At 70.3% G+C, this 23311-nt stretch carries 21 protein-coding genes; 17 read left to right on the forward strand and 4 right to left on the reverse strand.

Features of this window, described 5'->3' with window-relative positions:
• Positions 1–53 precede the first annotated feature (53 nt).
• Positions 54–854: a hypothetical protein gene (locus ACW4TU_RS30830; protein WP_457418405.1), complete on the reverse strand. Its 801-nt coding sequence runs from the start codon at positions 852–854 to the stop codon at positions 54–56.
• A 128-nt stretch (positions 855–982) separates the two neighbouring features.
• Here ACW4TU_RS30830 and ACW4TU_RS30835 point away from each other — a divergent pair, with 128 nt between their 5' ends.
• The gene (locus ACW4TU_RS30835) at positions 983–1207 is read left to right on the forward strand and encodes a hypothetical protein (RefSeq protein ID WP_457418407.1); all 225 of its coding nucleotides are present in this window, start codon (positions 983–985) and stop codon (positions 1205–1207) included.
• Here the strand turns inward: ACW4TU_RS30835 and ACW4TU_RS30840 are convergent.
• Together ACW4TU_RS30840 and ACW4TU_RS30845 are read right to left on the reverse strand one after the other, a co-directional pair.
• The gene (locus ACW4TU_RS30840; protein WP_457430404.1) at positions 1182–1541 is read right to left on the reverse strand and encodes a serine hydrolase domain-containing protein; all 360 of its coding nucleotides are present in this window, start codon (positions 1539–1541) and stop codon (positions 1182–1184) included. The two genes, ACW4TU_RS30835 and ACW4TU_RS30840, sit on opposite strands and share 26 nt — an antisense overlap.
• A 54-nt stretch (positions 1542–1595) precedes the next feature.
• On the reverse strand, positions 1596–1724 hold the full coding sequence (locus ACW4TU_RS30845) for a hypothetical protein (protein ID WP_457418409.1): 129 nt from the start codon (positions 1722–1724) through the stop codon (positions 1596–1598).
• A 111-nt stretch (positions 1725–1835) separates the two neighbouring features.
• On the opposite strand from ACW4TU_RS30845, the gene ACW4TU_RS30850 reads away from it, so the two are divergent.
• The 14 genes from ACW4TU_RS30850 (at position 1836) to ACW4TU_RS30915 (ending at position 21555) form a co-directional block, all read left to right on the forward strand.
• On the forward strand, positions 1836–3050 hold the full coding sequence (locus ACW4TU_RS30850; RefSeq protein WP_457430406.1) for a hypothetical protein: 1215 nt from the start codon (positions 1836–1838) through the stop codon (positions 3048–3050).
• A gap of 48 nt (positions 3051–3098) precedes the next feature.
• A complete protein-coding gene (locus ACW4TU_RS30855) occupies positions 3099–3899 on the forward strand; it encodes a TIGR03936 family radical SAM-associated protein (protein ID WP_457418411.1) in 801 nt (266 codons plus the stop codon).
• Positions 3900–4165: 266 nt separating this feature from the next.
• Positions 4166–7954 (forward strand): Rne/Rng family ribonuclease, encoded by a 3789-nt coding sequence (locus tag ACW4TU_RS30860; protein WP_457418413.1) that lies wholly within the window; start codon positions 4166–4168, stop codon positions 7952–7954.
• A 315-nt stretch (positions 7955–8269) separates the two neighbouring features.
• Entirely contained in the window at positions 8270–8590 is a 321-nt protein-coding gene (rplU, locus tag ACW4TU_RS30865) for a 50S ribosomal protein L21 (protein ID WP_006374708.1), read from the forward strand.
• A 14-nt stretch (positions 8591–8604) separates the two neighbouring features.
• On the forward strand, positions 8605–8859 hold the full coding sequence (rpmA, locus tag ACW4TU_RS30870) for a 50S ribosomal protein L27 (RefSeq protein WP_006374707.1): 255 nt from the start codon (positions 8605–8607) through the stop codon (positions 8857–8859).
• A 105-nt stretch (positions 8860–8964) separates the two neighbouring features.
• Positions 8965–10401: a GTPase ObgE gene (obgE, locus tag ACW4TU_RS30875; protein WP_457418416.1), complete on the forward strand. Its 1437-nt coding sequence runs from the start codon at positions 8965–8967 to the stop codon at positions 10399–10401.
• A 521-nt stretch (positions 10402–10922) separates the two neighbouring features.
• Positions 10923–12473, forward strand: coding sequence for an alkaline phosphatase D family protein (locus ACW4TU_RS30880; protein ID WP_457418418.1), 1551 nt, complete (start codon positions 10923–10925; stop codon positions 12471–12473).
• Positions 12474–12652: 179 nt separating this feature from the next.
• Positions 12653–14155, forward strand: coding sequence for a D-ribitol-5-phosphate cytidylyltransferase (locus tag ACW4TU_RS30885; RefSeq protein ID WP_457418420.1), 1503 nt, complete (start codon positions 12653–12655; stop codon positions 14153–14155).
• A gap of 130 nt (positions 14156–14285) precedes the next feature.
• Positions 14286–16319: a hypothetical protein gene (locus ACW4TU_RS30890; RefSeq protein ID WP_457418422.1), complete on the forward strand. Its 2034-nt coding sequence runs from the start codon at positions 14286–14288 to the stop codon at positions 16317–16319.
• A gap of 128 nt (positions 16320–16447) precedes the next feature.
• Positions 16448–17575 carry a glutamate 5-kinase gene (gene proB / locus ACW4TU_RS30895; RefSeq protein ID WP_457418424.1) on the forward strand — a complete coding sequence of 376 codons (1128 nt, stop codon included), beginning with the start codon at positions 16448–16450 and terminating at the stop codon, positions 17573–17575.
• Between the two features lie 198 nt (positions 17576–17773).
• Positions 17774–18238: a hypothetical protein gene (locus tag ACW4TU_RS30900; RefSeq protein WP_164407200.1), complete on the forward strand. Its 465-nt coding sequence runs from the start codon at positions 17774–17776 to the stop codon at positions 18236–18238.
• 121 nt (positions 18239–18359) lie between these two features.
• On the forward strand, positions 18360–19646 hold the full coding sequence (locus ACW4TU_RS30905; RefSeq protein ID WP_457418426.1) for a glutamate-5-semialdehyde dehydrogenase: 1287 nt from the start codon (positions 18360–18362) through the stop codon (positions 19644–19646).
• 128 nt (positions 19647–19774) lie between these two features.
• Entirely contained in the window at positions 19775–20383 is a 609-nt protein-coding gene (locus ACW4TU_RS30910) for an SCO2584 family spore wall biosynthesis protein (RefSeq protein WP_457418428.1), read from the forward strand.
• 101 nt (positions 20384–20484) lie between these two features.
• Complete coding sequence (locus ACW4TU_RS30915) at positions 20485–21555, forward strand: SCO2583 family membrane protein (protein WP_457418430.1); 1071 nt, start codon at positions 20485–20487, stop codon at positions 21553–21555.
• Positions 21556–21588: 33 nt separating this feature from the next.
• Here the strand turns inward: ACW4TU_RS30915 and ACW4TU_RS30920 are convergent, their stop codons facing one another.
• Positions 21589–22686, reverse strand: a complete 1098-nt coding sequence (locus tag ACW4TU_RS30920; protein WP_457418432.1) for a M48 family metallopeptidase — start codon at positions 22684–22686, stop codon at positions 21589–21591.
• A 102-nt stretch (positions 22687–22788) separates the two neighbouring features.
• On the opposite strand from ACW4TU_RS30920, the gene ACW4TU_RS30925 reads away from it, so the two are divergent.
• Together ACW4TU_RS30925 and ACW4TU_RS30930 are read left to right on the forward strand one after the other, a co-directional pair.
• Positions 22789–22950: a hypothetical protein gene (locus tag ACW4TU_RS30925; RefSeq protein WP_203688916.1), complete on the forward strand. Its 162-nt coding sequence runs from the start codon at positions 22789–22791 to the stop codon at positions 22948–22950.
• A gap of 132 nt (positions 22951–23082) precedes the next feature.
• Entirely contained in the window at positions 23083–23247 is a 165-nt protein-coding gene (locus tag ACW4TU_RS30930) for a hypothetical protein (protein ID WP_457418435.1), read from the forward strand.
• Positions 23248–23311 lie beyond the last annotated feature (64 nt).

A 23311-nucleotide genomic window follows, 5' to 3' on the forward strand; every position in this document is an offset into this window, starting at 1 on the left:
TGTGTCTCGGCCCAGGCCGGCTCAGGGGGTGAGAACCGGGGGCGGTGTGTCCGTCACGAGCCGCCGTTGACGGCGTTCGCGAGCGGCTGGAGTGTCACCTTGGCCCAGGGGATGGGGAGGCCACTGGCGTCGTTGCAGTCCAGAGTGGCCGGGTTGGTGCTGGTGACCGCGACGCAGGTGGTCTCCCAGACCTGCCCGGTGGTGGTCATGACGTCGAACTTGATGGGGTTCCCGGCATTGGCGCTGTGCGCGTTGACGGCGGCTCCGCAGACGAAGCCGACGTTGTTTCCTTCGGTGTCCAGACCGCCGTCGGGATAGTTGGCGTGGGTGCTGAGGTCGGTCCACAGGAACGGGCGGGGCGTACTGCCACGGAGGTCATGGATGCCCGCGTACGTCAATCCGCCGGTCAGCGCGACCCTGAGTTCGAAGTTGTTGGAGTCCTGTGCGGCGTCGATGTCGGAGCAGGGTCCCGTCGCTCCCGTCGCTCCCGTCGCTCCCGTCGCGCCGGTCGGGCCGGTCGGGCCGGTGTCGCCCTGGGGGCCGGTGGGGCCCGTTGCGCCGGTCGGACCCGCCGGGCCGGTCGGACCCGTCGGGCCCTGGCACTTGTCCTGGCCACCCTGGGGGGTCGAGGCGGCGACGCGGTGCTTCGACACCTGCTTCTTGCACTTGTCCTTGCCGCCGCTGTAGTGGTTCGCTCCGGCGGCATGGTCGCCCACGCTGCGCGCAGCGGCCGCCGTCGGGCTGACCACGCTCGCGGCCAGAACCAGTGCGAGCGAGGCCATCATTCCGGCCTTCTTGAATCCGTCCCGCGCCAGCGGCCCGAGAAGCGAACGCGTCCTGTACTCAGGACTCATCTGTGTGCTCCTTGCGTCGACTTGCCTTGGTTTGCCTCGGGAGCTTTACCTGAGTGCGATGCGTGGAGCCGCAATATGATCGGAAAGGCGGTTATTTATCAACGCATAGGACTAATCGATACATTCGGATGGGCTACGCCCGTGCGAGACCGCTGCTGGAGACCTGCCCCGTCAAGGCGGAGCGGGCCGACGACCGGCCCGGCGCGACGAACGCGTTCTCCCGTGCCTGGGACGCCCGGCCCGGACACCTCGAAGCGTGCTACGAGCCGGCCTCACGCCTGCGTCTGAAGAGCCGCTACCGCACCGCCCACGCCTTGCTCGGCGGCGTCACGGGCGGGAGCAGACCACCGTGACGAAGTCTGCGAGCCCCTGGCCCGTCACCGCTTCCAGCAGGTGGCCCAGGGTCCGGTAGTCGAGGTTGGCGTACGCGAAGGCGGTGCCCGGTGGGCGGTGGAGTGTCGCGTACGGGCTCGCGTCGATCCGGTCGCCGTCCCCGGGGCTGCCGTAGTGGAAGTCGTAGTGGGCGCCGAAACCGCCCCGGTGCTGGAGGAGTTGGCGGACGGTCGGGGCCGGCCACCCGTGGTCGCCCGGTACGGGTACAGGCACGGGGGCGTCCAGGTCCAGCAGGCCCTCGTCGGCCGCGACGCAGATCGCCGTTGCCGTCATGGGCTTGGTGATCGAGGCCAGGGCGTAGGCCGTTTCGGGGGTGGCGGGACGGGCGGAGGTGACGTCCGCGAGGCCTTACGCCTCGGCCAGGACCACTTCGCCGTGTTCGGCGACGGCGACCGAGACGGACGGGCAGTTGTGCTCGTCGAGGGTCGAAGGGCAGTACTCGGCCAGTCCGTTGAGCCCGTTCGGTGGATACGGCATCCACGGATTCTGGCAGGGGCCGAAGTCGTATGTTTACGGCCGATGTCCCTCGTCCTGATCACTTTTCGGGTACACCGCATCCGTACAGGGGGCCGGCGCGTCTATGTCGGTATGGATCTGGAGAAACCGGCCGCCGAGGCACGGCAGCCCGAGCGGCAGCCCGAAGGGTGTCTCGTCGTTGCGATTCGCATCCCCGTGCGAATCGTGGTGCTTGTACTGGTCGTGCCGGTGCGCATGGTGTGGGACGGGCTCGTCGTCGGCGGGCGTCTCCTGACGGACACGGTGCTCCGGCCCCTCGGGCGGGCGCTGGCCTGGGTCGCGCGGGCCGTCCTCGTCTGGCCGTTCGTCGGGCTGTGGCGGTACGTCGTCGTGCCCTTGGGCAAGGCGCTCGGCCGGCTCGGAAAAGTGCTCGTGGTCGTACCGCTGGTGTGGCTCTTCCGGCAGGTGCTGACGCCCCTCGGCCAGGGGATCGTCTGGGTGTTCCGGGGGATCGGCGCTGGGCTGGGGTGGCTCTACGCGCGCGTGCTCACGCCTGTGGGGCACGGGGTGCTGTGGGTGTTCCGGGGGATCGGTGCCGGGCTGGGGTGGCTCTACGCGCGCGTGCTCACGCCTGTGGGCCACGGGGTGCTGTGGGTGCTCAGGGGGCTCGGGGCCGCGATCGCCGCCGTCGGGCTCGGTGTGTACGGCGTAGCCGTCTGGCTCGTGCGGTACCTGGTCGTCGTGCCGGCGCGGTGGCTGTACGAGTGGGTCCTCACGCCGGTCGGGAAGGCGGTCGCCTGGTGTGTCCAGGGGGTCGCGTGGCTTGTGGCCATGGGGATCACCGGGATCGGGTTCGTTCTCCACTGGACGCTGCGCCTGCTCCTCGTCCTGCCCGTGCTCGCGCTGTGGCGCTGGGTCCTGGTGCCCGTGGGACGCGTCCTCGCCGTGATCGGGCGCGAGGCCGGTACCGCGCTCGGGCACGCCTGGCGCATCGCCGGGCACATCTCCCTCGTCGTCGGACGGTTCCTGGGGACCCTCCTTCGGTGGACCTTCGTGGAGCCCGTGCGCTGGGCGTACCGGGCTGTGCTGACGCCGGTCGGGCATGTCGTGCGGGACGCCGTTCTGCGGCCCGCCGCCGAGGCCGCGCGCAGTGTGGGCCGAATCACCCGGCAGGCGCTGGCCGCGGCGCGCGACTCGGCACGGCAGGCGCGGGCCGACTTCCGCCGGATGCTCTTCGGGGAGTCGCGCGAGGAGCGTCCGCAGGCGGTCCCGGCCCCCCGTCGGGAACCAGGAAGCGCCGACGGACGTACTCTAGGTAGCAGTACGACCGCACTCACGAAGGACTGAACGACACTGGGCAAGCGACAGCCCGAAGGCCCGCCGCCCGCACCCGCGGTGCAGCGCATCCGACTGCGCTACACCAAGCGTGGCCGCCTTCGGTTCACCAGCCACCGTGACTTCCAGCGCGCTTTCGAGCGTGCGCTGCGCCGTGCCGAGGTGCCGATGGCCTACTCGGCGGGGTTCACGCCGCATCCGAAGGTGTCGTACGCCAATGCCGCAGCCACCGGCACGGGCAGTGAGGCGGAGTACCTGGAGATCGCGCTCACCGAAGCGCGCGATCCCGACAAGCTGCGTGAGCTGCTCGACGAGTCGCTGCCCACCGGGCTCGACATCGTCGACGCGGTCGAGGCCCGGACCTCCGGGCTCGCCGACCGGCTCACGGCTTCCGTATGGGAGCTGCGACTGGAGGGTGTGGCGCTCGATGACGCGCGCCGCGCCGTCGACATCTTCAACGCCGCCGAGACCGTCGAGGTCCAGCGCCTCGCCAAGAACGGCATGAGAACCTTCGATGCCCGAGGTCCTGTCGAGGGCCTCGAGGCGTTTGAAGCAGGCGTTGGGACACGTGTCGAGACGCACAGTCCACAGGGTGATAGGCCTACCGACCAGCCTTGTGCGATACTGCGGCTGGTTGTTCGGCACGTGACGCCTGCTGTTCGACCCGACGACGTTCTGTCCGGTCTTCGCGCCGTGGCCGACCTCGCGCCGCCGGTCCCCGCAGGGGTGACCAGGCTGGCGCAGGGGCTGTTCGATGCAGAGACCGGCACGGTGACCGACCCGCTCGCGCCCGACCGCGAGGCAGCGGTGGCCCTCTCCAAGGCCATTCCGACTGCCGCCGCGTCGCAGGCGCCGGCGTAAGGAAGGTCCCGCGAAGGGACGCACGTCGTAGCGCCGCCCTCGGACTCGGGAGCCACCTGGGTCGGGCAGCGTACCGACCCACAAGACTTTCGCCAGGCCGTACGCAACATGGCTTACGGAACCGGCGAGACAGGACACAGAGAGCTCCCGTGCGGCGCCCGCGCCCCGGACGGCGGCACCGCGCACTGCGCGAGCCGCGGACGTCACCGGCACCCAAGCCGGACCAGGTGCGCGGCGCCCGGGAGCCTGACGGGAGAACCGCCCGCATGCTCGAACCGACCGAAACCGCTTCGGAGCCCACTGAGGGTTCCGCACACGACACCCCCAGCGACACCCTGCCGCCGCGCCGCCGGCGCCGTGCGGCGTCCCGCCCCGCGGGACCGCCTGTCGCCGGGACCGAAGCCGCCGCTGTGGCCGAGACCACAGCGCCGGCCATACCGGCCGCAGAGGCCGACAGGACTGCTGAGGCCGAAAAGGCCGCAGAGACCGGTCAGCCCGCCGAGAACGCCGAGGAAGAGGCCGCGCCCGCTCCTCGTACGCGTCGTCGGGCCACCCGGCGCGCGTCCGCGCCCGCCGGTGCGCCAGTAGAGGCCGCCGCGCCCGCCGTATCCGCCCCGACTGCCGAGGAGAGCGGCGAGCAGGGCGACAAGAGCGACGAGGAGAGCGTGGCCGTCGAGGCCCCCGCCGTCGTGGAGGAGGCCGCGCCTGCTCCACGTGCCCGTCGCCGGGCCACGCGCCGGGTCTCCACGCCCGCCGCCGAGACCGAGACCGAGGCCACGACCCCGGAGGCGCCGGCCCCCGTCGTTGTCGCGGAGGTCGCCAAGGCCGAGGTGGCAGCCGAGCCCGAGACCGCTGAGGCCGAGGACACCGCGCCGCGTCGCGGGCGTCGTCGGGTCGCCCGTACGGCCGCTGTCGGATTCTCCGCGCCCGCGCCCGCCGTCAAGAACGGCGAGAGCGAGGGTGGGCGGCGTCCCGCGCGTCCCGCGGTCGCCGTGTTCCAGGCGCCCGTCTTCACCGAGCCGATGTTCCAGACGGCCGAGCGGGCCGCCGCGGCGGCTGCCGCCGAATTGGCCGAGGACGTCGAGGAAGAAGTGCGGGAAGAGGCCGTCGAGGCCGCTCCGGTCGCCGAGACCGTCGTCGAGGAGCAGGCGCCGCGCCGTCGGCGCCGTCGCCGGGGTGGCGACGATGAGCCCGTGGCCGCCGCGCCCGTCGTGGTCGAGGAGCCGGAGGAGACGGAGGGCGTCGACGACGCCTACGAGTCCGCCGAGTCCACCGGCGACGCCGACACCGACGACGACGGCGAGGAGGAGGGCCCCGGTTCGCGTCGGCGCCGCCGCCGCGGTGGCCGCCGTAGGCGCCGGGGCGAGTCCGCCGACTCCGACAGCGACTCCGTGGACGACGACTACCCCGGCGACCACGCCGAGCGGGCCGACGAGGACGCCGCGGACACCGCCGACCAGGTGGACGAGGACGCCGAGGAGGACGAGCGCGACGAGCCGGGCGGGTCAGGTTCCGCCAGCAGCCGTCGCCGGCGCCGCCGTCGGCGTCGCGCCGGTGACTCGTCCGGCGACCCCGAGCCCGTGCTCGCCGACGGCGACCCCGAGCGCACGATCGTCAAGGTCCGTGAGCCGCGCCCCAAGAGGGACGAGCACCCGAGCGACGAGGTGCAGTCCATCAAGGGCTCGACGCGCCTCGAGGCCAAGAAGCAGCGCCGCCGGGAAGGCCGTGAGCAGGGGCGCCGACGCGTTCCGATCATCACCGAGGCCGAGTTCCTGGCCCGCCGTGAGGCCGTCGAACGCGTGATGGTCGTACGCCAGTACGGCGACCGCACCCAGATCGGTGTCCTCGAGGACAACGTGCTCGTCGAGCACTACGTCAACAAGGAGCAGTCGACCTCGTACGTCGGCAACGTGTACCTGGGCAAGGTGCAGAACGTGCTGCCCTCCATGGAGGCCGCGTTCATCGACATCGGCAAGGGGCGCAACGCCGTCCTGTACGCCGGTGAGGTCAACTTCGAGGCGCTCGGGATGGCCCACGGGCCGCGGCGCATCGAGAGCGCGCTGAAGTCCGGACAGCCGGTTCTCGTGCAGGTCACGAAGGACCCGATCGGCCACAAGGGCGCGCGTCTGACGAGCCAGGTCTCGCTTCCCGGCCGCTACCTGGTCTACGTCCCCGAGGGGTCGATGACCGGCATCAGCCGCAAGCTGCCCGACACCGAGCGCGCGCGCCTGAAGACCATCCTCAAGAAGATCGTCCCCGAGGACGCGGGCGTCATCGTGCGCACCGCCGCCGAGGGCGCGAGCGAGGACGAGCTGCGCCGCGACGTCGAGCGCCTCCAGGCCCAGTGGGAGGACATCCAGAAGAAGTCGAAGAGCGGCAACGCGCCGACTCTGCTGTACGGCGAGCCGGACATGACCGTCCGCGTCGTGCGCGACATCTTCAACGAGGACTTCACCAAGGTCATCGTCAGCGGTGACGAGGCCTGGCAGACCATCCAGGGGTACGTGTCCCATGTGGCCCCGGACCTGGTCGACCGGCTGTCGAGGTGGACCTCCGAGGTCGACGTCTTCGCGACGTACCGCATCGACGAGCAGCTCGCCAAGGCGCTCGACCGCAAGGTGTGGCTGCCCAGCGGCGGTTCGCTGGTGATCGACAAGACCGAGGCGATGATCGTCGTCGACGTCAACACCGGCAAGTTCACCGGCCAGGGCGGCAACCTGGAGGAGACGGTCACCAGGAACAACCTGGAGGCGGCCGAGGAGATCGTGCGCCAGCTGCGGCTGCGCGACCTGGGCGGCATCGTCGTCATCGACTTCATCGACATGGTCCTGGAGTCGAACCGGGATCTCGTGCTGCGGCGCCTCCTGGAGTGCCTGGGCCGTGACCGTACGAAGCACCAGGTGGCGGAGGTCACCTCGCTGGGCCTGGTCCAGATGACCCGTAAGCGGGTCGGACAGGGCCTCCTGGAGTCCTTCTCCGAGACCTGCGTCCACTGCAACGGCCGCGGTGTCATCGTGCACATGGAGCAGCCGACCTCCAGCGGAGGCGGCGGCAAGCGCAAGAAGCGCGGCCGTGGCGGTGCCGAGAGCGAGCACACCCACGAGCACGATGTGATCGTGGACGGGCCCGAGGACGAGGACGAGGCCGAGGCCTTCGAGGAGACCGAGGCCGAGGTCGCCGCCGAGGTCGCGGCGCCGGAGCCCTTCTTCGAGCCGGACGACGAGCTGTACAACAGTGCCGCCGAGGCGGAGGCAGCGGCCGGCCGCGGTGGCCGTTCGAGGCGGCGCGCGAGCAGGCGGGCCTCGGCTCCGGCCGGTGCGCCCAGGGCCGAGTCCCGTGGGGCTCACGGACGTGGCGCCGACGCCCGTACGGCCGAGTCCGTCGTCGCGGAGGCCTCGGTGGTCGCGGACCTGACTCCGGTCTCGGCGCCGGAGCCCGTCGCTCACGCCGAGCCCGTGGCTGTCGAGGATCCGGTCGTCGAGGCGCCCGTTGCCGAGGCGCCGGTCGTCGAGGCTCCGGCCGCGGTGCAGGACGACGCGGCTCCCAAGGGGCGTACGCGTCGGCGGGCCACCCGCAAGGTGTCGGCTCCGGCCGGTTCGCCGAACGCGGCGGACGAGGCTGTGGCCGAGACCGTGGTGACGGTCGTCGCCGAGCCGGTTGTGGAGCCGGCCGTGGCTCCGGCTCCGGTCGAAGCCCCGGCATCGACCGACAGTGCGGCTCCGGCCCGGCCGCGGCGACGTGCCGTGCGCAAGGCCACCGTGTCCACCTCGTCCGAGGAGGCGGCCGTCGTGGTCGTCCCGGTGTCCGCCGAGCCTTCGGCGCCTGCCGAAGCGGCTGAGGCCGAGGACGCGGTTCCCGCGAAGAGGACGGCGCGCAAGACCGCCGCGAAGAAGGCGACCACGGCCAAGAAGACCGTCGCGAAGAAGACCGCGGCGGTGAAGAAGACGGCTGCCAAGAAGACGACGACGGCCGCCAAGAAGGTCACGGCGAAGAAGACGGCTGCTGCGGCCGAGCAGTCGGCGCAGACGTCGGTCTCGGCGGGCACGGAGGGCTGATCCCCTCCCCGGTTGTCCGAGCCGGTAGTGCGATAGTGCGGCGGCCCGTCCGGATTTCTCCGGGCGGGCCGCCGTCTTCGTCGCGAGCGTTTGCGAGCCGCGTGAGCGGGGCAGAGGGGCTCGGTTTGACCCCTTCACGTCGGCCCCGTAATCTTGAGCGTCGGCATGTCCATAGTTTTTCCATGACGTGCCACATCCCCGTAAACCTCGTCCTCCTGAGCACCGGGCTTTTCGGTGCGGCGGGAGAGGCCACTCGCTTTTGCCGGGCGGCTGGACTGCGGGGGTGTCGATCCCGAGCGAGAGAGTGAGATCTGCGTGTACGCCATCGTGCGCAGCGGTGGTCGCCAGCACAAGGTTGCTGTCGGCGACATCGTTGAGGTTGACAAGATTTCCACTGCCAAGGTTGGCGACACGGTCGAGCTCTCGACCCTGCTCGTTGTCGACGGCGACGCCGTGACCAGTGACCCGTGGGTCCTGGCCGGCATCAAGGTCCAGGCCGAGATCGTGGATCACCACAAGGGCGTCAAGATCGACATCCTTCGCTACAAGAACAAGACCGGCTACCGCCGTCGTCAGGGCCACCGCCAGCAGTACACGGCGATCAAGGTCACTGAGATCCCCGCGGCTGCGAAGTAAGGGACTGAGGAGAGATGGCACACAAGAAGGGCGCATCGTCCACCCGGAACGGTCGCGACTCCAATGCTCAGCGGCTCGGCGTGAAGCGCTTCGGCGGTCAGGTCGTCAACGCCGGTGAGATCCTGGTCCGCCAGCGTGGCACCCACTTCCACCCCGGCGCGAGCGTCGGCCGTGGCAAGGACGACACGCTGTTCGCGCTGGCCGCCGGTGCGGTGGAGTTCGGTACCCACCGTGGTCGCAAGGTCGTGAACATCGTTCCGGTCGCCTGATCGGTTCTTTCGCGAGGCGGACCTCACTTCCCGTTCGGGAAGCGGGTCCGCCTTTCGCGTGTTTTACCCAAACAGAGTTTTCGTATGTAACTGGAGGCACATCCCATGACCACCTTCGTGGACCGCGTCGAGCTGCATGTCGCCGCGGGTAGCGGAGGTCACGGCTGTGCCTCCGTCCACCGTGAGAAGTTCAAGCCGCTGGGCGGGCCCGACGGCGGCAACGGCGGACGCGGTGGTGACGTGATCCTCGTCGTCGACCAGTCCGTCACCACGCTGCTCGACTACCACCACTCCCCGCACCGCAAGGCCACCAGCGGCAAGCCCGGCGAGGGCGGCAACCGGTCCGGCAAGGACGGGCAGGACCTGGTTCTGCCGGTGCCGGACGGGACCGTTGTTCTCGACAAGGAGGGCAACGTGCTCGCCGACCTGGTCGGCCACGGGACCTCGTACGTCGCCGCCGAGGGCGGCCGGGGCGGGCTCGGCAACGCCGCGCTGTCCTCGGCCCGGCGCAAGGCGCCCGGGTTCGCGCTGCTCGGGGTGCCCGGGGGGCTGCAGGACATCGTCCTGGAGCTGAAGACGGTCGCCGACGTGGCACTCGTGGGGTATCCGAGTGCCGGTAAGTCGTCGCTGATCTCGGTGCTCAGCGCGGCCAAGCCGAAGATCGCCGACTACCCGTTCACGACGCTTGTGCCCAACCTGGGTGTGGTGACCGCCGGCTCGACCGTCTACACCATCGCCGACGTGCCCGGCCTCATTCCCGGGGCCAGCCAGGGCAAGGGGCTCGGGCTGGAGTTCCTGCGGCACGTGGAGCGGTGCAGTGTGCTCGTGCACGTGCTCGACACGGCGACGCTGGAGTCCGAGCGTGACCCCGTCTCCGACCTCGACATGATCGAGGAGGAGCTGAAGCAGTACGGCGGGCTGGGTAACCGGCCGCGGATGGTCGTCCTCAACAAGGTCGACGTGCCGGACGGCTCGGACCTCGCCGAGATGGTGCGGCCCGAGCTGGAGGCTCGGGGGTACCAGGTGTACGAGGTGTCCGCCGTCGCCCATATCGGGCTGAAGGAACTGTCGTTCGCGCTCGCCGAGGTCGTCGGTAAGGCGCGGGCCGCCAAGCCCAAGGAGGAGGCGACCCGTATCGTCATCCGGCCGAAGGCCGTCGACGACGTGGGCTTCACCGTCGTCCAGGAGGAGGACGGGCTGTTCCGGGTGCGGGGCGAGAAGCCCGAACGCTGGGTGCGCCAGACCGACTTCAGCAACGACGAGGCGGTCGGTTACCTCGCCGACCGGCTCAACCGGCTCGGTGTCGAGGACAAGTTGATGAAGGCCGGGGCCCGGTCGGGCGACGGCGTCGCCATCGGTCCCGAGGACAACGCCGTGGTGTTCGACTGGGAGCCCACGGTCATGGCGGGCGCGGAGATGCTGGGGCGGCGTGGTGAGGACCACCGGCTCGACGTGCCGCGGCCCGCTGCGCAGCGGCGGCGTGACCAGCAGGCGGAGCGGGACGAGGCGCAGCAGGAGTTCGACGACTTCGAGCCGTTCTAGGGCGTACGGGTGGGGCGGCGGGGTGTGACTCGCCCCGCCGCCCCTACCCGTCCCGTCCTCTTCCTGGGGGCTGCGCCCCCAGACCCCCCTTCGGCCCTGAACGGGCCTCGTCCTCAAGCGCCGGACGGGCTGGGGGAGTGGGCCGGCGCTGAAGAGGTGCCGCCTGGGCCAGGGGGTGCGGGTCGGGGCTGAAGAGGTGCCGCCTGGTCCGGGGGAGTGGGCCGGCGTTGAAGAGGTGCCGCCTGGGCCGGGGGTGCGGGCCGGCGTTGAAGAGGTGCCGCCTGGGCCGGGGGTGCGGGCCGGCGTTGAAGAGGTGCCGCCTGGGCCGGGGGTGCGGGTCGGGGCTGAAGAGGTGCCGCTCGGGCTGTAACGACCCCGCCCGGGTTTGACGACCCCGCCTGCGGCGCCGCAGGCGCCGCTTCTTATGATCTCCCCTGATTCATTTCTCGGGGGTCTCCTGTTCATCCTGTCGTGGGAGCTTCCGTAGGTCCAACGGGCCCCCCACGCAACGGAGTTCAGCGATGAGCGGTGTCGTTTCGCCCGGTAGACGCCGGTTTCTGACCGCTGGTGCCGCCACCGTCGGAGCTGCCGCGTCCGGGCAGCTTCTGCTGGCGGGGACCGCCCGGGCCGCGCAAACCCCGCTGCCCGACGGGGTGTTCAGCCTCGGGGTCGCCTCCGGGGACCCCCTGCCCGACGGTGTCGTGCTGTGGACCCGGCTCGCTCCCGATCCGCTCAACGGCGGTGGGATGCCCGACCGGGCCGTGGTCGTGGAGTGGCAGATCTCCGAGGACTCCAGGTTCCGGCGGAAGCTGCGGCGCGGATACGCCTGGGCCCGGCCCGAGCTCGGGCACAGCGTGCACGCCGACGTACGGGGGCTGCTCCCCGACCGGCAGTACTGGTACCGGTTCCGGACCAGCGGGCAGCTCTCTCCGGTCGGGCGTACCCGTACCGCCCCCCGCCAGCTTGCCTCCGGCAGCCATCTGCGGCTCGCGCTCGCCTCCTGCCAGAACTGGCAGCACGGCTACTTCACCCCGTACGCCGACATGCTCGCCCAGGATCCGGACGTCGTCGTCTTCGTCGGCGACTACATCTACGAGTCGACGTCCGCGGCCACCGGCGTACGCAAGCACGAGGGCACCGGCGAGCCGTTCAGCCTCGTCCAGTACCGCAACCGGTACGCCCAGTACCACAGCGATCCGCACCTCAAGGCGATGCACGCCGCCGCGCCCTTCGTCGTCACCTTCGACGACCACGAGGTCGACAACGACTTCGCCGGGGACGTTCCGCAGGATCCCGACAAGCAGACCCCCGAGGCGTTCGCCGCACGTCTCACCGCCGCCTACCAGGCCTACTACGAGCACATGCCCGTACGCGCCACGGCCGTGCCCAACGGGCCCCACATACGGATGCACCGGCGGCTCGACTTCGGGCGGCTGGTGCGGCTCAACGTGCTCGACACCCGGCAGTTCCGCAGCGACCAGGCCACCAGCCAGGCCGGTGCCCAGGACCCGGCGATGACCATGCTCGGCGCCGCGCAGAAGCAGTGGCTGCTGAACAGCCTGCACGGGTCACAGGCCAGGTGGAACCTCATCGCCTCGCAGATCATGATGGCCGAGACCGACCTCAGGATCGGCGACGGCAAGCTCTGGTACTACGACGCCTGGGACGGCTACCAGGTCGAACGCAACGCTCTGCTCGCCGAGTTCGCGAATGTGCGCAACCCCGTCGTCCTCTCCGGCGACCGGCACCTCACCATGATCAGCGACCTCAAGCGGGACTTCGCCGACCCCGGTTCGGCGGTCGTCGGCTCCGAGTTCGTCGGTACGTCCATATCCAGCGCCGGAGACCAGGACCCCGTCGCCTTCCACAAGCAGTGGGACCCGCTCATGGGTGACAATCCGCACTGGAAGGTCATCGACAACCACCGCGGCTACCACCTCTTCGACATCCGGCGCGGCGGAATCGACGCCCAGGTCCGGGTCGTCGACACCGTGACCAAGCCCACTTCCGCCTCCCGGACCCTCGCCAAACTGCATGTGGAGTCCGGAAAACCGGGAGTGCGACAGGTCTGACCGGCGCCGGTGAAGGGCTGACGGCCGGCCGTAGGCCGACAGTAAGCAGAATCACTGAAATAACTTCCGGTGAATGACAGGTAGCGCGCGGATATGCGACGGAGGGCGCTCACCTTGCACTGCGGTAACGGCAGGTGGGACGATTTCAGGGTTCTCCGTTGCCCCGAGGTAGGTCGCCCGTGTCCCAGCGCAAAGACAAGCCCCGCACCACCGCCGTCGTCCTCGCGGGCGGCACCGGTCAGCGGGTGGGTCTGTCGATTCCGAAGCAGTTGCTGAAGATCGCGGGCAAGGCGGTCATCGAGCACACCCTCAGCACTTTCGAACACGCGGATTCGATCGACGACGTCATCGTGCTGATGGCACCCGGCTATGTGCCGGACATCGAGAAGATCGTCGCCAAGGCCGGTTTCAAGAAGGTCACCCGGATCATCGAGGGCGGTGCCACGCGCAACGACACCACCGAGCGGGCCATCGAAGCCCTGGGGGAGGGCCTGGCCGAGGGCGAGGACCGCAACGTCCTGTTCCACGACGCCGTACGGCCGCTGCTGTCCCAGCGGGTCATCGACGACTGTGTGGTCGCCCTGGAGCGGTACCAGGCCGTCGACGTCGCCATTCCCTCCGCCGACACGATCATCGTGACGCGCACGCACGGCGAGGACGGTGAGTTCATCACCGAGATTCCCGACCGCTCGCGGCTGCGGCGTGGTCAGACACCCCAGGCGTTCAAGCTGTCGACCATCCGGCGGGCCTACGAGGTCGCGGCAGGCGACCCGAACTTCCAGGCCACGGACGACTGTTCGGTCGTACTCAGGTATCTGCCGGACGTGCCGATCCACGTCGTCGCGGGCGACGAGTACAACATGAAGGTCACCCAGCCCGTCGACGTCTTCATCGCCGACAAGCTCTTCCAGCTCGCCTCCGCCGCCACGCCGGAACAGATGAGCGAGGAGGCCTACCGTGAGTTGCTCACCGGTAGGACACTCGTCGTCTTCGGCGGGTCCTACGGCATCGGCAAGGACATCGCCGGGCTGGCCGAGGGGTACGGCGCCAAGGTGTACGCGCTCGGGCGTTCGACCACCGGCACGCACGTCGAGAACCCGGAGGAGGTCGACGACGCGCTGTCGAAGGCGTACTCCGAGACCGGGCGTATCGACTACGTCATCAACACGGCCGGAGTTCTGCGCATCGGCAAGCTCGCCGAGACCGACAACGCGACCATCGAGGAAGCGCTGAAGGTCAACTACCTGGCCCCCGTACAGATCGCCCGTTCGGCCTACAAGTACCTCGCCGAGACCAAGGGCCAACTGCTGCTGTACACCTCCAGCAGCTACACGCGCGGCCGAGCCGAGTACAGCCTCTACTCCTCCACCAAGGCCGCGATGGTGAACCTCACCCAGGCCCTGTCGGACGAATGGGCCGGCGACGGCGTCCGCGTCAACTGCGTCAACCCGGAGCGCACGGCCACGCCGATGCGTACGAAGGCCTTCGGTCAGGAACCCGCGGGTTCGCTCCTGTCCTCCGAGGCGGTGGCCCGTACCTCGCTGGACGTGCTGCTGTCCGAGCTGACCGGGCATGTCATCGACGTCCGCCAGCAGGACCCGACGGCCGTGGCCGGCCGGGCCTCCGGGTTCGAGCAAGCGCTCGCCAGCGTCCTCGACCGTCAGAACGACGACCTGGCATAAAACCCATAACAAGCGTAAAACTCACACCGCATCCGCATCCGCATCCGCAAAAAACCACCGGACAGACGCCCAGATAATTCCCGGGTAATTCCCAGATCGTTCCCGGGACTTTCCCAGATACAGGTTCTCCTTGATTTCCACTGCTATTCGCGTCGCCCGGGTGGGCAGCCCGGCCGAGCTGGCCGCGGCGGTCCTCATGATGCTGGGCTTCCCCTGTCTCATGCTGGCCGCGCTCCTCCCGAGCGTGCCCGCCTTCGCCGCCGCCGCCGCAGTGACCTACCTGGCGGACCACTATCTGCACCGCCGGGGCAGCTATCTGGTCAACCGCCTCAGCAAGGTGCGGGCGGGCGTCTCCATCCGGTTCCTGGTCCGGGAACTGCTGGTGCTGTTGCTGCTGGCGCGCGCGGACCTCTCCAGAAGCATGATCTTCTACGCCGCGATCGCCTGCTTCATCGCCTTCTACGGCTTCCAGGCCCCGCACGGCGCCCTGATCACACTGATCCGCAACCGCCGCCGGATGCCGGTGGCCACCCGCAACGTCGATCTGGCCTCGCGCATCCCCATCCCCGACGCCCCGCCGCGCTTCCTGCTGGACCGCTCCACCGAGAAGATGCTCCACCTCGACCTGGCCGCGCTGACCGGCATCCTCATCACCACCGAGACCGGAACGTCGTCGTACGGCATGGTCGGCGTCGGCGTCACCCTCGGACTGGCGTTCCTTTACGTGGTCGCTCTCGCGCCCTACGTCCGGGGGCGCCGCATCCCGCCGGACGCGGAGACGGTGCTCGCCGCGACGGACGCCTGGCTGCGTGAGTACCGGCCGCAGACGGTGCTGTACTTCTCCGGCTCCAAGGACTCGGTGTACCAGGTCAACATGTGGCTGGAGACGATGGAGCAGCTGGAGACCCGGCCGCTGATCGTCCTTCGTGAACGCGTCATCCTGCAGAACCTCGCGCCCACGACCGTGCCCGTCATCTGTGTGCCAGGCGGCATCCACCTGATGAACCTGGACCTGCGCACGGTCCGGGTCGCGCTCTACGCGGCGAACGTCGGCAAGAACATCCACCTGCTGCGCGTACCGACCATGAAGCACGTCTTCATCGGGCACGGCGACAGCGACAAGATCGCCAGCGTGAACCCGTTCAGCAAGGCCTACGACGAGGTGTGGGTCGCCGGGCGGGCCGGACGCGACCGGTACGCGATCGCCGACGTGGGTGTGCGGGACGAGGACATCGTCGAGGTCGGGCGGCCCCAACTGGCGCCCATCCGCGGGTTGCTGGGGGCGCCCGACGGTCGTATCCCGACCGTTCTGTACGCCCCCACCTGGGAAGGCTGGGACGACGACCCCGGCAACACCTCCATCCTCCTCGCCGGCGAGAACATCGTGCGCGAGCTGGTGTCGGCCGACCCGCCCGTCCGGGTGCTGTACAAGCCGCACCCCTTCACCGGCACCCGCAGCGACGAGGCCAGGGCCGCGCACGAGCGGATCACCGCGTTGGTGGAGAGGGCCGCGGTCGAGCGCGCCGCCGACCCGCGCTTCCTGGGCGACCTCGGCGAACAGACGTCGGCAAAAGCCGACCTCGTGCGTATCGAGGCGCGGCTCGCCGAACTGGCCGGGCCGGCCGGTGAGAAGGGCGACGAGGCCGAGGCGACCAGGGACGGGGTCGTCGACATCGAGCGGCACGAGGAGATCGAGAAGCTGCGCACCGAGTGGAACGACGCGTACTGGCGTTCTTTCGGTGCCGGGGAGCACCGGGTCGTCACAGGCGCCGAGCCGCGGCTGTACGACTGCTTCAACGTGTCCGACGCGATGGTCTCCGACATCTCCAGCGTGGTCTCCGACTTCATCGCGAGCGGCAAGCCGTACGCCGTGACGGACTCGGCGGCGCTGGGCGCGGAGGAGTTCAAGCGGCAGAACACCGCCGTACGTGCCGCCGTGATCCTCGGCAACAGCGCCGGGGAACTGGGGCAGTTGCTGGCCGCGGTGCGCGACCCGGCGGCCGATCCGCTGGCCGGTGAGCGCGCGGAGCTCAAGCGGTATCTGCTCGGGCCCGACGAGCCGCCGTCCATCGAGCAGTTCAACACCGCGACGGCGGACCTCGCGGTGAAGGCCGAGGCGCGCAACGCGGGGCAGCGGCGACAGGCGGCGACCGCGCGGACCTGAGGGTGTGCGGGGGTGCGCGTCGGTCCGCCCACTGGACCGACGCGCACCCCTCACCCCTGTTCGCGTAAATTGCCCGTCAGCGTGGCCGGACGATCCGAGCCGGACGACCTGAGGGGACGGGAACGCAGGTGGCAGGGGCAAGGCAGGCCGTCGCAGAGGCGCACAGGATTGTCGTCAAGGTGGGTTCCTCGTCGCTGACCACGGCGGCAGGCGGCCTCGACGCCGACCGGGTCGACGCGCTCGTCGACGTCCTCGCCAAGAGCCGCAGCGGGGGTGAGAAGGAGATCGTTCTCGTCTCCTCCGGAGCCATCGCCGCAGGCCTCGCCCCCCTCGGTCTGCGCCGACGCCCCAAGGACCTGGCCCGCCAGCAGGCCGCCGCCAGCGTCGGGCAGGGGCTCCTCGTGGCCCGCTACACCGCCTCCTGCGCCCGTCACGGCATCCGGGTCGGCCAGGTGCTCCTGACCTCCGACGACACCAGCCGCCGCGCCAATCACCGCAACGCCTCGCGCACCCTCGACAAGCTCCTCGCGATGGGCGCCCTCCCGGTCGTCAACGAGAACGACACCGTCGCCACGGACGAGATCCGCTTCGGCGACAACGACCGCCTCGCCGCCCTCGTCGCCCACCTCGTCCGCGCCGACCTCCTCGTCCTGCTGTCCGACATCGACGGCGTGTACGACGGCGACCCCAGCAAGCCCGGTACGGCACGGATCGCCGAGGTGCACGGCCCGGCGGACCTCGCCCACGTCGACATCGGCAGCGCGGGCAAGGCCGGAGTCGGCACCGGCGGCATGGTCACCAAGGTCGAGGCCGCCCGGATCGCCGCCGCCGCCGGTATCCCGGTGGTCCTGACCAGCGCGATCCACGCCGCCGACGCCCTCGCGGGCCGGGACACGGGCACCTACTTCCATGCCACCGGCAGGCGCTCCGCCGACCGCCTGCTCTGGCTGCAGCACGCCTCCACCCCGCAGGGCTCGCTCACCCTCGACGACGGCGCCGTGCGCGCGGTCGTCCAGGGGCGCAAGTCGCTGCTGCCGGCCGGGATCGCCTCGGTCGAGGGCGAGTTCGTCGCGGGCGATCCGGTAGAGCTGCGCGACAGCACGGGCCACGCCGTCGCCCGGGGGCTCGTCAACTTCGACGCCAAGGAGATCCCCCAGCTGATCGGCCGCTCGACGCGCGAACTGGCCCGCGAACTGGGCCCGGCGTACGAGCGCGAGGTCGTGCACCGGGACGACCTCGTCGTCCTGAACCCCTAGGACCTGCGGCTCGTGCCGGTGAACCCTCCCGTCGACTTCAGTCCCGCAAAGGCCGAAAACAGGGGGAACGCCCCGCAAATCCGCCCGTCGTGAGGTGGACGTTCCGCAAAAGTGCCCCACGAAGCGTGCGTACCTGCTTCTCTCTGTTTCAGGGAGATTCCGCACGACCATCGGGTAAAGGAGGCCGCCGTGAGACGAGTGCGCCCTGGGGCGGCGGCGTCCCGCGGTGGAACCGCCTCCCGCAAGGTGGGTGAGGAGCGCGCCCTGACGAGCGTCGCGGCCGGCGCCCGCTACGAGGAGACGTACGAGGAGCCCAAGGACATGCCGCGCCTGTGGCATGTCACGCTCAGCGTCTCCGGCGCCGAGGCCCCGCTGAAGGAGGTCCGGCGCGGTCTGGAGCAGCTCGCCCACGACCATCCCTTTCTGCTGACCAGCAGATACGCCAACGACCACGCGGAGATCCGCTACTGGGAGGAGGCCCGCGATCTGCACGACGCCGCGGCCGTCGCCCTGCGCCTGTGGGGAGAGCACCGCCAGACCGCGAAGCTGCCGCCCTGGGAGATCGTCGGCCTGGAGGTCATCGACCGCGAGACCTACCACTACCGCATCGCCGAGGGCTTCGGCCCGCAGCCGGCGACCCCGGTGGGAGTCCACCCCTTCTAGGGCACCAGGGCGCCAGGGCGCTATCCGGGGCCTGTCCGGTGGATTTGCGGGCTCTGCGGGGCTTGTCTCGGGGTTTGGGATAGCCGGTGGACGGTTCCGTCCGGCGCACTACGCTTCCCTCATGACCACGCTTTCGCCGTACGACTCGATGTCCCCGGTCACCCAGGCCGCCTACCGCGCCAAGGCAGCCGCCGCCGACCTCGCCCCCCTTCCGCGGGCCGAGAAGGACGACGCGCTGCTCGCCGTCGCGGACGCGCTGGAGGTCCGTACGAGCGAGATCGTCGAGGCCAACGCCAAGGACATCGCCCGCGCGCGCGAGGCCGGCACCAGCGAGACGGTCATCGACCGGCTGACGCTCACCCCGGAGCGGGTGCGCGCGATCGCCTCCGACGTCCGGGACGTGGTGGCGCTGCCCGACCCGGTCGGCGAGGTGGTCCGCGGCTCCACCCTCCCCAACGGCATCGACCTGCGCCAGGTCCGCGTCCCGCTGGGCGTCGTCGGCATCATCTACGAGGCCCGCCCGAACGTGACGGTCGACGCCGCCGCCCTCTGCCTGAAGTCCGGCAACGCGGTCCTGCTGCGCGGCTCGTCCTCCGCGTCCGAGTCGAACACCGCCCTGGTGCGGGTGCTGCGCGACGCCGTCGGCGGGGCCGGCCTGCCCGCCGACGCCATCCAGCTCGTACCCGGCGAGGGCCGCGAGTCCGTACGGGAACTGATGCGCGCCCGCGGCCTGGTCGACGTACTGATCCCGCGCGGCGGCGCCTCCCTGATCCGGACCGTCGTCCAGGAGTCGACCGTCCCCGTCATCGAGACCGGTACGGGCAACTGCCATGTGTACGTGGACGCCCAGGCCGATCTCGACATGGCGATCGAGATCCTGCTCAACTCCAAGGCCCAGCGCCCCAGCGTCTGCAACTCCGCCGAGACGCTCCTCGTCCACCAGGACATCGCCCCCGAGTTCCTGCCGCTCGCCCTCGACGCCCTCGCCGAGGCCGGGGTCACCGTGCACGCCGACGAGCGCGTACTGGCGTACGCGAAGGACTCGAAGGCCACGGTGGTCGAGGCGACCCCGGAGGACTGGGAGACGGAGTACCTGTCGTACGACATCGCCGCCGCCGTCGTCGACTCGCTGGACCGGGCCGTCGAGCACATCCGGCTGTGGACCTCCGGGCACACCGAGGCGATCGTGACGACCTCGCAGCAGGCCGCCCGCCGCTTCACCCAGCTCGTCGACTCGACGACGGTCGCCGTCAACGCCTCGACGCGCTTCACCGACGGCGGTCAGTTCGGTTTCGGCGCGGAGATCGGCATCTCGACGCAGAAGCTGCACGCGCGCGGGCCGATGGGGCTGCCGGAGCTGACCAGCACGAAGTACATCGTGACGGGTGACGGGCACATCCGCCGCTGACAGGATGATCACGGATCCGGCCGCCGGGGCGTGCGACGGCGGCCGGCGGTGAATGAAACGCCTCTCATCCGGTAGCTGAATTTCCCTACCGTCTGCCCAAATTGACACCCCCGGTCTACTCTGGATACGTGCCGGAGGACGTGGGGGGCACGCCGTTCTTCCCTGACGGCTGGGAGCCCGACGACGACCACGACCGCGGGGTGTCGGACGAAGAGTTCGCCTCCGTGGTCTTCGACGAGGCCTTCGTACAGGCGGCCGTGGTGCACGAGCCGACCGCCGTCGAACGCCTCCTGGCCGCCGCGCAGGCGAGAGCGGAGGCCTCCGAGGCCGAGGCGCGCCGGGCGCGTACCAGAGGCCCCAGAGGGGACGACGAGCGCTACGAAGACGGCTTCGGGCCCGACGACCCCGCCTATTTCGGCCACGATCCGGATCTCGACGACCCGGACGACGCCCAGTTCCTGGAGAGCCGCTACGGCGCTCCGGGCACGCACGGCAAGCAGGTCTCCCGCTGGCACCGCCCGGTCGCCTGGATGCTCGCCCTCGTGATGGGGATCGGCATGGTCGCCCTGGCTTTCACGGCGGTCTACCGGGGGGCGTCGTCCAGCCGTCAGGAACAGGTGCCGCCGCCCGCCTCGACCGGTCTTGAGCGGGGCGGCGGGCAGGGAAGCGGAGTGAGTCCCTCGGCCTCGGCCGACTACTCCCGGCCGGCGGTCTCGGCGATCCCGCGGACTCCCTGACCCGAACCAGGCCGTGCCCTGCTCTCTCCTGGTGAGAACCTGTCAGAACTTGTGGTGCAGCGAGGCGTTTACCGAGCCTTCCGGAGACCTACTCTGAAGGTATGGGCGGACCAGGAGACCCACCTGAGGGGACACCCGAGGCTGCCCCTGGCGGCGGCGAGGACGAGTACCGATCCGTCGTCTTCGACGAGTCGTTCGTCCGCGCTGCCCGGCTCCAGGAGTTCTCCGCCCAGGAGCGCCTGGACGACCACGCGCCCGCCGTACGCCGTCGCCAGCCCCTGCACCGGGGGCTGTCCAGGCAGGCGCTGATCCTCGTCCTGCTGATCGCTCTCGCCTTCGGCACCGCGATCTACATGGGCGTACGGAACCCCTACGAGAGCCCGGTCACCGAGTTGGCCCCCGAGCCGCTGCGGATGACCGTGATCCCGCTCGTGCCGCAGGGTTCCGTGCCCGGAATGGTCGACCCCGAACAACTGTTCGCACGCAGTCCGGCGGCCCAGTTCTCCATAGGCGCGGAGGGCATCCCGCTGCCCGCCACGCGGCGCACCGCGCACTTCTCGGACGGTCAGGTCGTCAGCGCCCTGACCGCGGCCAAGGACTACATAGTCGAGTCCTCGCTCTACCCGGAGGTGCTCACCGGCAGCGAGGTCCGGGCCGTGCGGGTGATGCTCGATCCGGACCAACTCGACCAGTTCGACGCGAGCTTCGACCGCCCGGCCGCCGACGGCAGGCACGCGCCCACCGGCTGGCTGGTGCGCTTCGACCCGGCCCGCGCCCAGCTGGCCGACGACAGGATCCGGGTACGGGGCACGCTGCGGGCCGCCGAGACCGACTCGGCGACCCTGGAGGTCGTCGCCGACCACACCTTCGTGTACGCGCTGCGGCCGACCGGCGCCGGCGAGCAGGCGAAGGCGTCCCTGTTCACCGTCCGGCGCGAGCTGCACTTCACCTTCGACCGCGACGACCTGCGGATGCACCAGGCCCGGCTGGTCGTCTCCAACGTCCAGGCCGGACCGCTGTCCTGCGCCGAGGACTCCTCGAACCACTTCCGCCCGCTGCTGGCCGGCCAGACCGCCAAGGAGGGCGGACCGGCCGGTACGGACCCCTATGCGACGGGCGGCGCCACGGCACTGTGCGGCTCGCTGGCGGCGGGAGCCCAGCCGAAGGTGTAGCCGCCGGTACCGGGGCCGACGGGATGGTCGTCGTCAGTCCTCGTCGCGCGGCGGGTGGTCCTTGGGCGGGGTGGAGCCGCCGCTACCGCCGAATCCGCGCCGGACCCGGCCGCCGAGGTCACCCGCCCCGCCGGCTATGTCGGAGACCAGCTTCATCAGCGGGTCCTTGGAGCTCTTGACGTTGCTCGCGTAGCTCGCCGCCGACTCGCGGAAGGAGCCCGAGACCGAGGTGTCCTTGTCCTCCGTGCGGCGCGGGTAGTGGCCGTCCATGATCCGCTGGTAGTCCCGGGACTCGGCCCACTTCTTCAGCTCGGCGGCGCGCACGGTGGTGAAGGGGTGGGTGCGCGGCAGCACGTTGAGGATCTTCAGCACGGAGTCGCGCAGGTCGCCCCCCGCCTCGTACTCCTCGGCCTGGGCGAGGAACGCGTCCACGTTCATCTCGTGGAGGTGGTTGCCGCCGGCGATCTTCATCAGGCCGCGCATCGAGGCCCTGAGATCCTGGCCGACGAGCAGACCCGCGCGGTCGGCGGACAGCTCCGACTTGCGGAACCACTCGCGCAGGGCGGTGACGATGGCCATGATCGCGAGGTTGCCCAGCGGGATCCAGGCGACGCGGAGGGCCAGGCCGGTCAGGAAGAGCAGGATGGTCCGGTAGACGGAGTGGCCGGAGAGGGCGTGTCCGACCTCGTGCCCGACGACGGCGCGCATCTCCTCCTCGTCGAGCAGCTCGACGAGGCCGGTGGTGACCACGATGATCGGCTCGTCCAGACCGATGCACATCGCGTTGGGCTGCGGGTCCTGGTTGACGTACATCGGCGGGACCTTCTCCAGGTCCAGGATGTGGCAGGCGTCGCGCAGCATGGCGTTGAGATGGGCGAACTGCTGGTCCGAGACCCGCACGGAGTCGGACAGGAACAGCAGCCGCAGACTGCGCTCGGGAAGCAGTCCGCTGAGCGCCTTGAAGACGGTGTCGAACCCGCTGAGCCTGCGCAGGGCGACCAGGGCGGAGCGGTCGGCCGGGTGCTCGTACGCCCGAGAGGAGATCCCCGGGAAGCGGGTGCGCTGTCTGCTGGGCACGTTCTCCTGGCCCTCCGGCCCCTGCCCGTTGCTCTCATGACTGTCGTCGGACATGTGTTCCCCCACGCGTCTGATTGCCCTATGTGCCCCCCCGGAGCGGGGCCCAGCCCAGGCGGAGATACCGTGGCGGGGCAGCACACCGTAAGGAGCGATCCGATGGACCACACCCCCGTAACCGACTGGATCAACGAGGCCGCGAGCGCCGCCGAGAAGCAGGGATCCGGCGATCTGCTCCGGGTCGTGCTGATCGTGATGTTCTTCGGCTGCATCCTGACCGCGTGGTTCCTGCTGCGGGGGTACAGGCAGAAGGACGACTGAGACGGGCCGGAAGTTCCCTCGGCGGCCCTCGTCCGGACCTGTCGGCGGAGTCGGCGTGATCCCCGTCGGCGGGCACGCTTACGATGAGCCGACGTCTTTATTCCCGCCCTCACCGGATAGGTCCTGCCGAAGATGAGCCTCCACAGCACCGCAGCCCAGTTGGTCACCCTCGCAGCCGAGGGCGAGGAGCACGGCGGCAACCACGAGAGCATCAGCCCCTTCCTTACAGGCGGCGGCGCCCTCTTCGTCCTGCTGCTCCTGCTGTGGATCACCACCCGCTTCAACCGCGACCGCTGATTCCGGTCCAGGAGGGGCCGGAACCTGTGGCCGGTGCCCTCAGGCCGGGCCGGTAGGGTCTGCC

It is taken from the genome of Streptomyces kryoterrae (assembly GCF_054072135.1).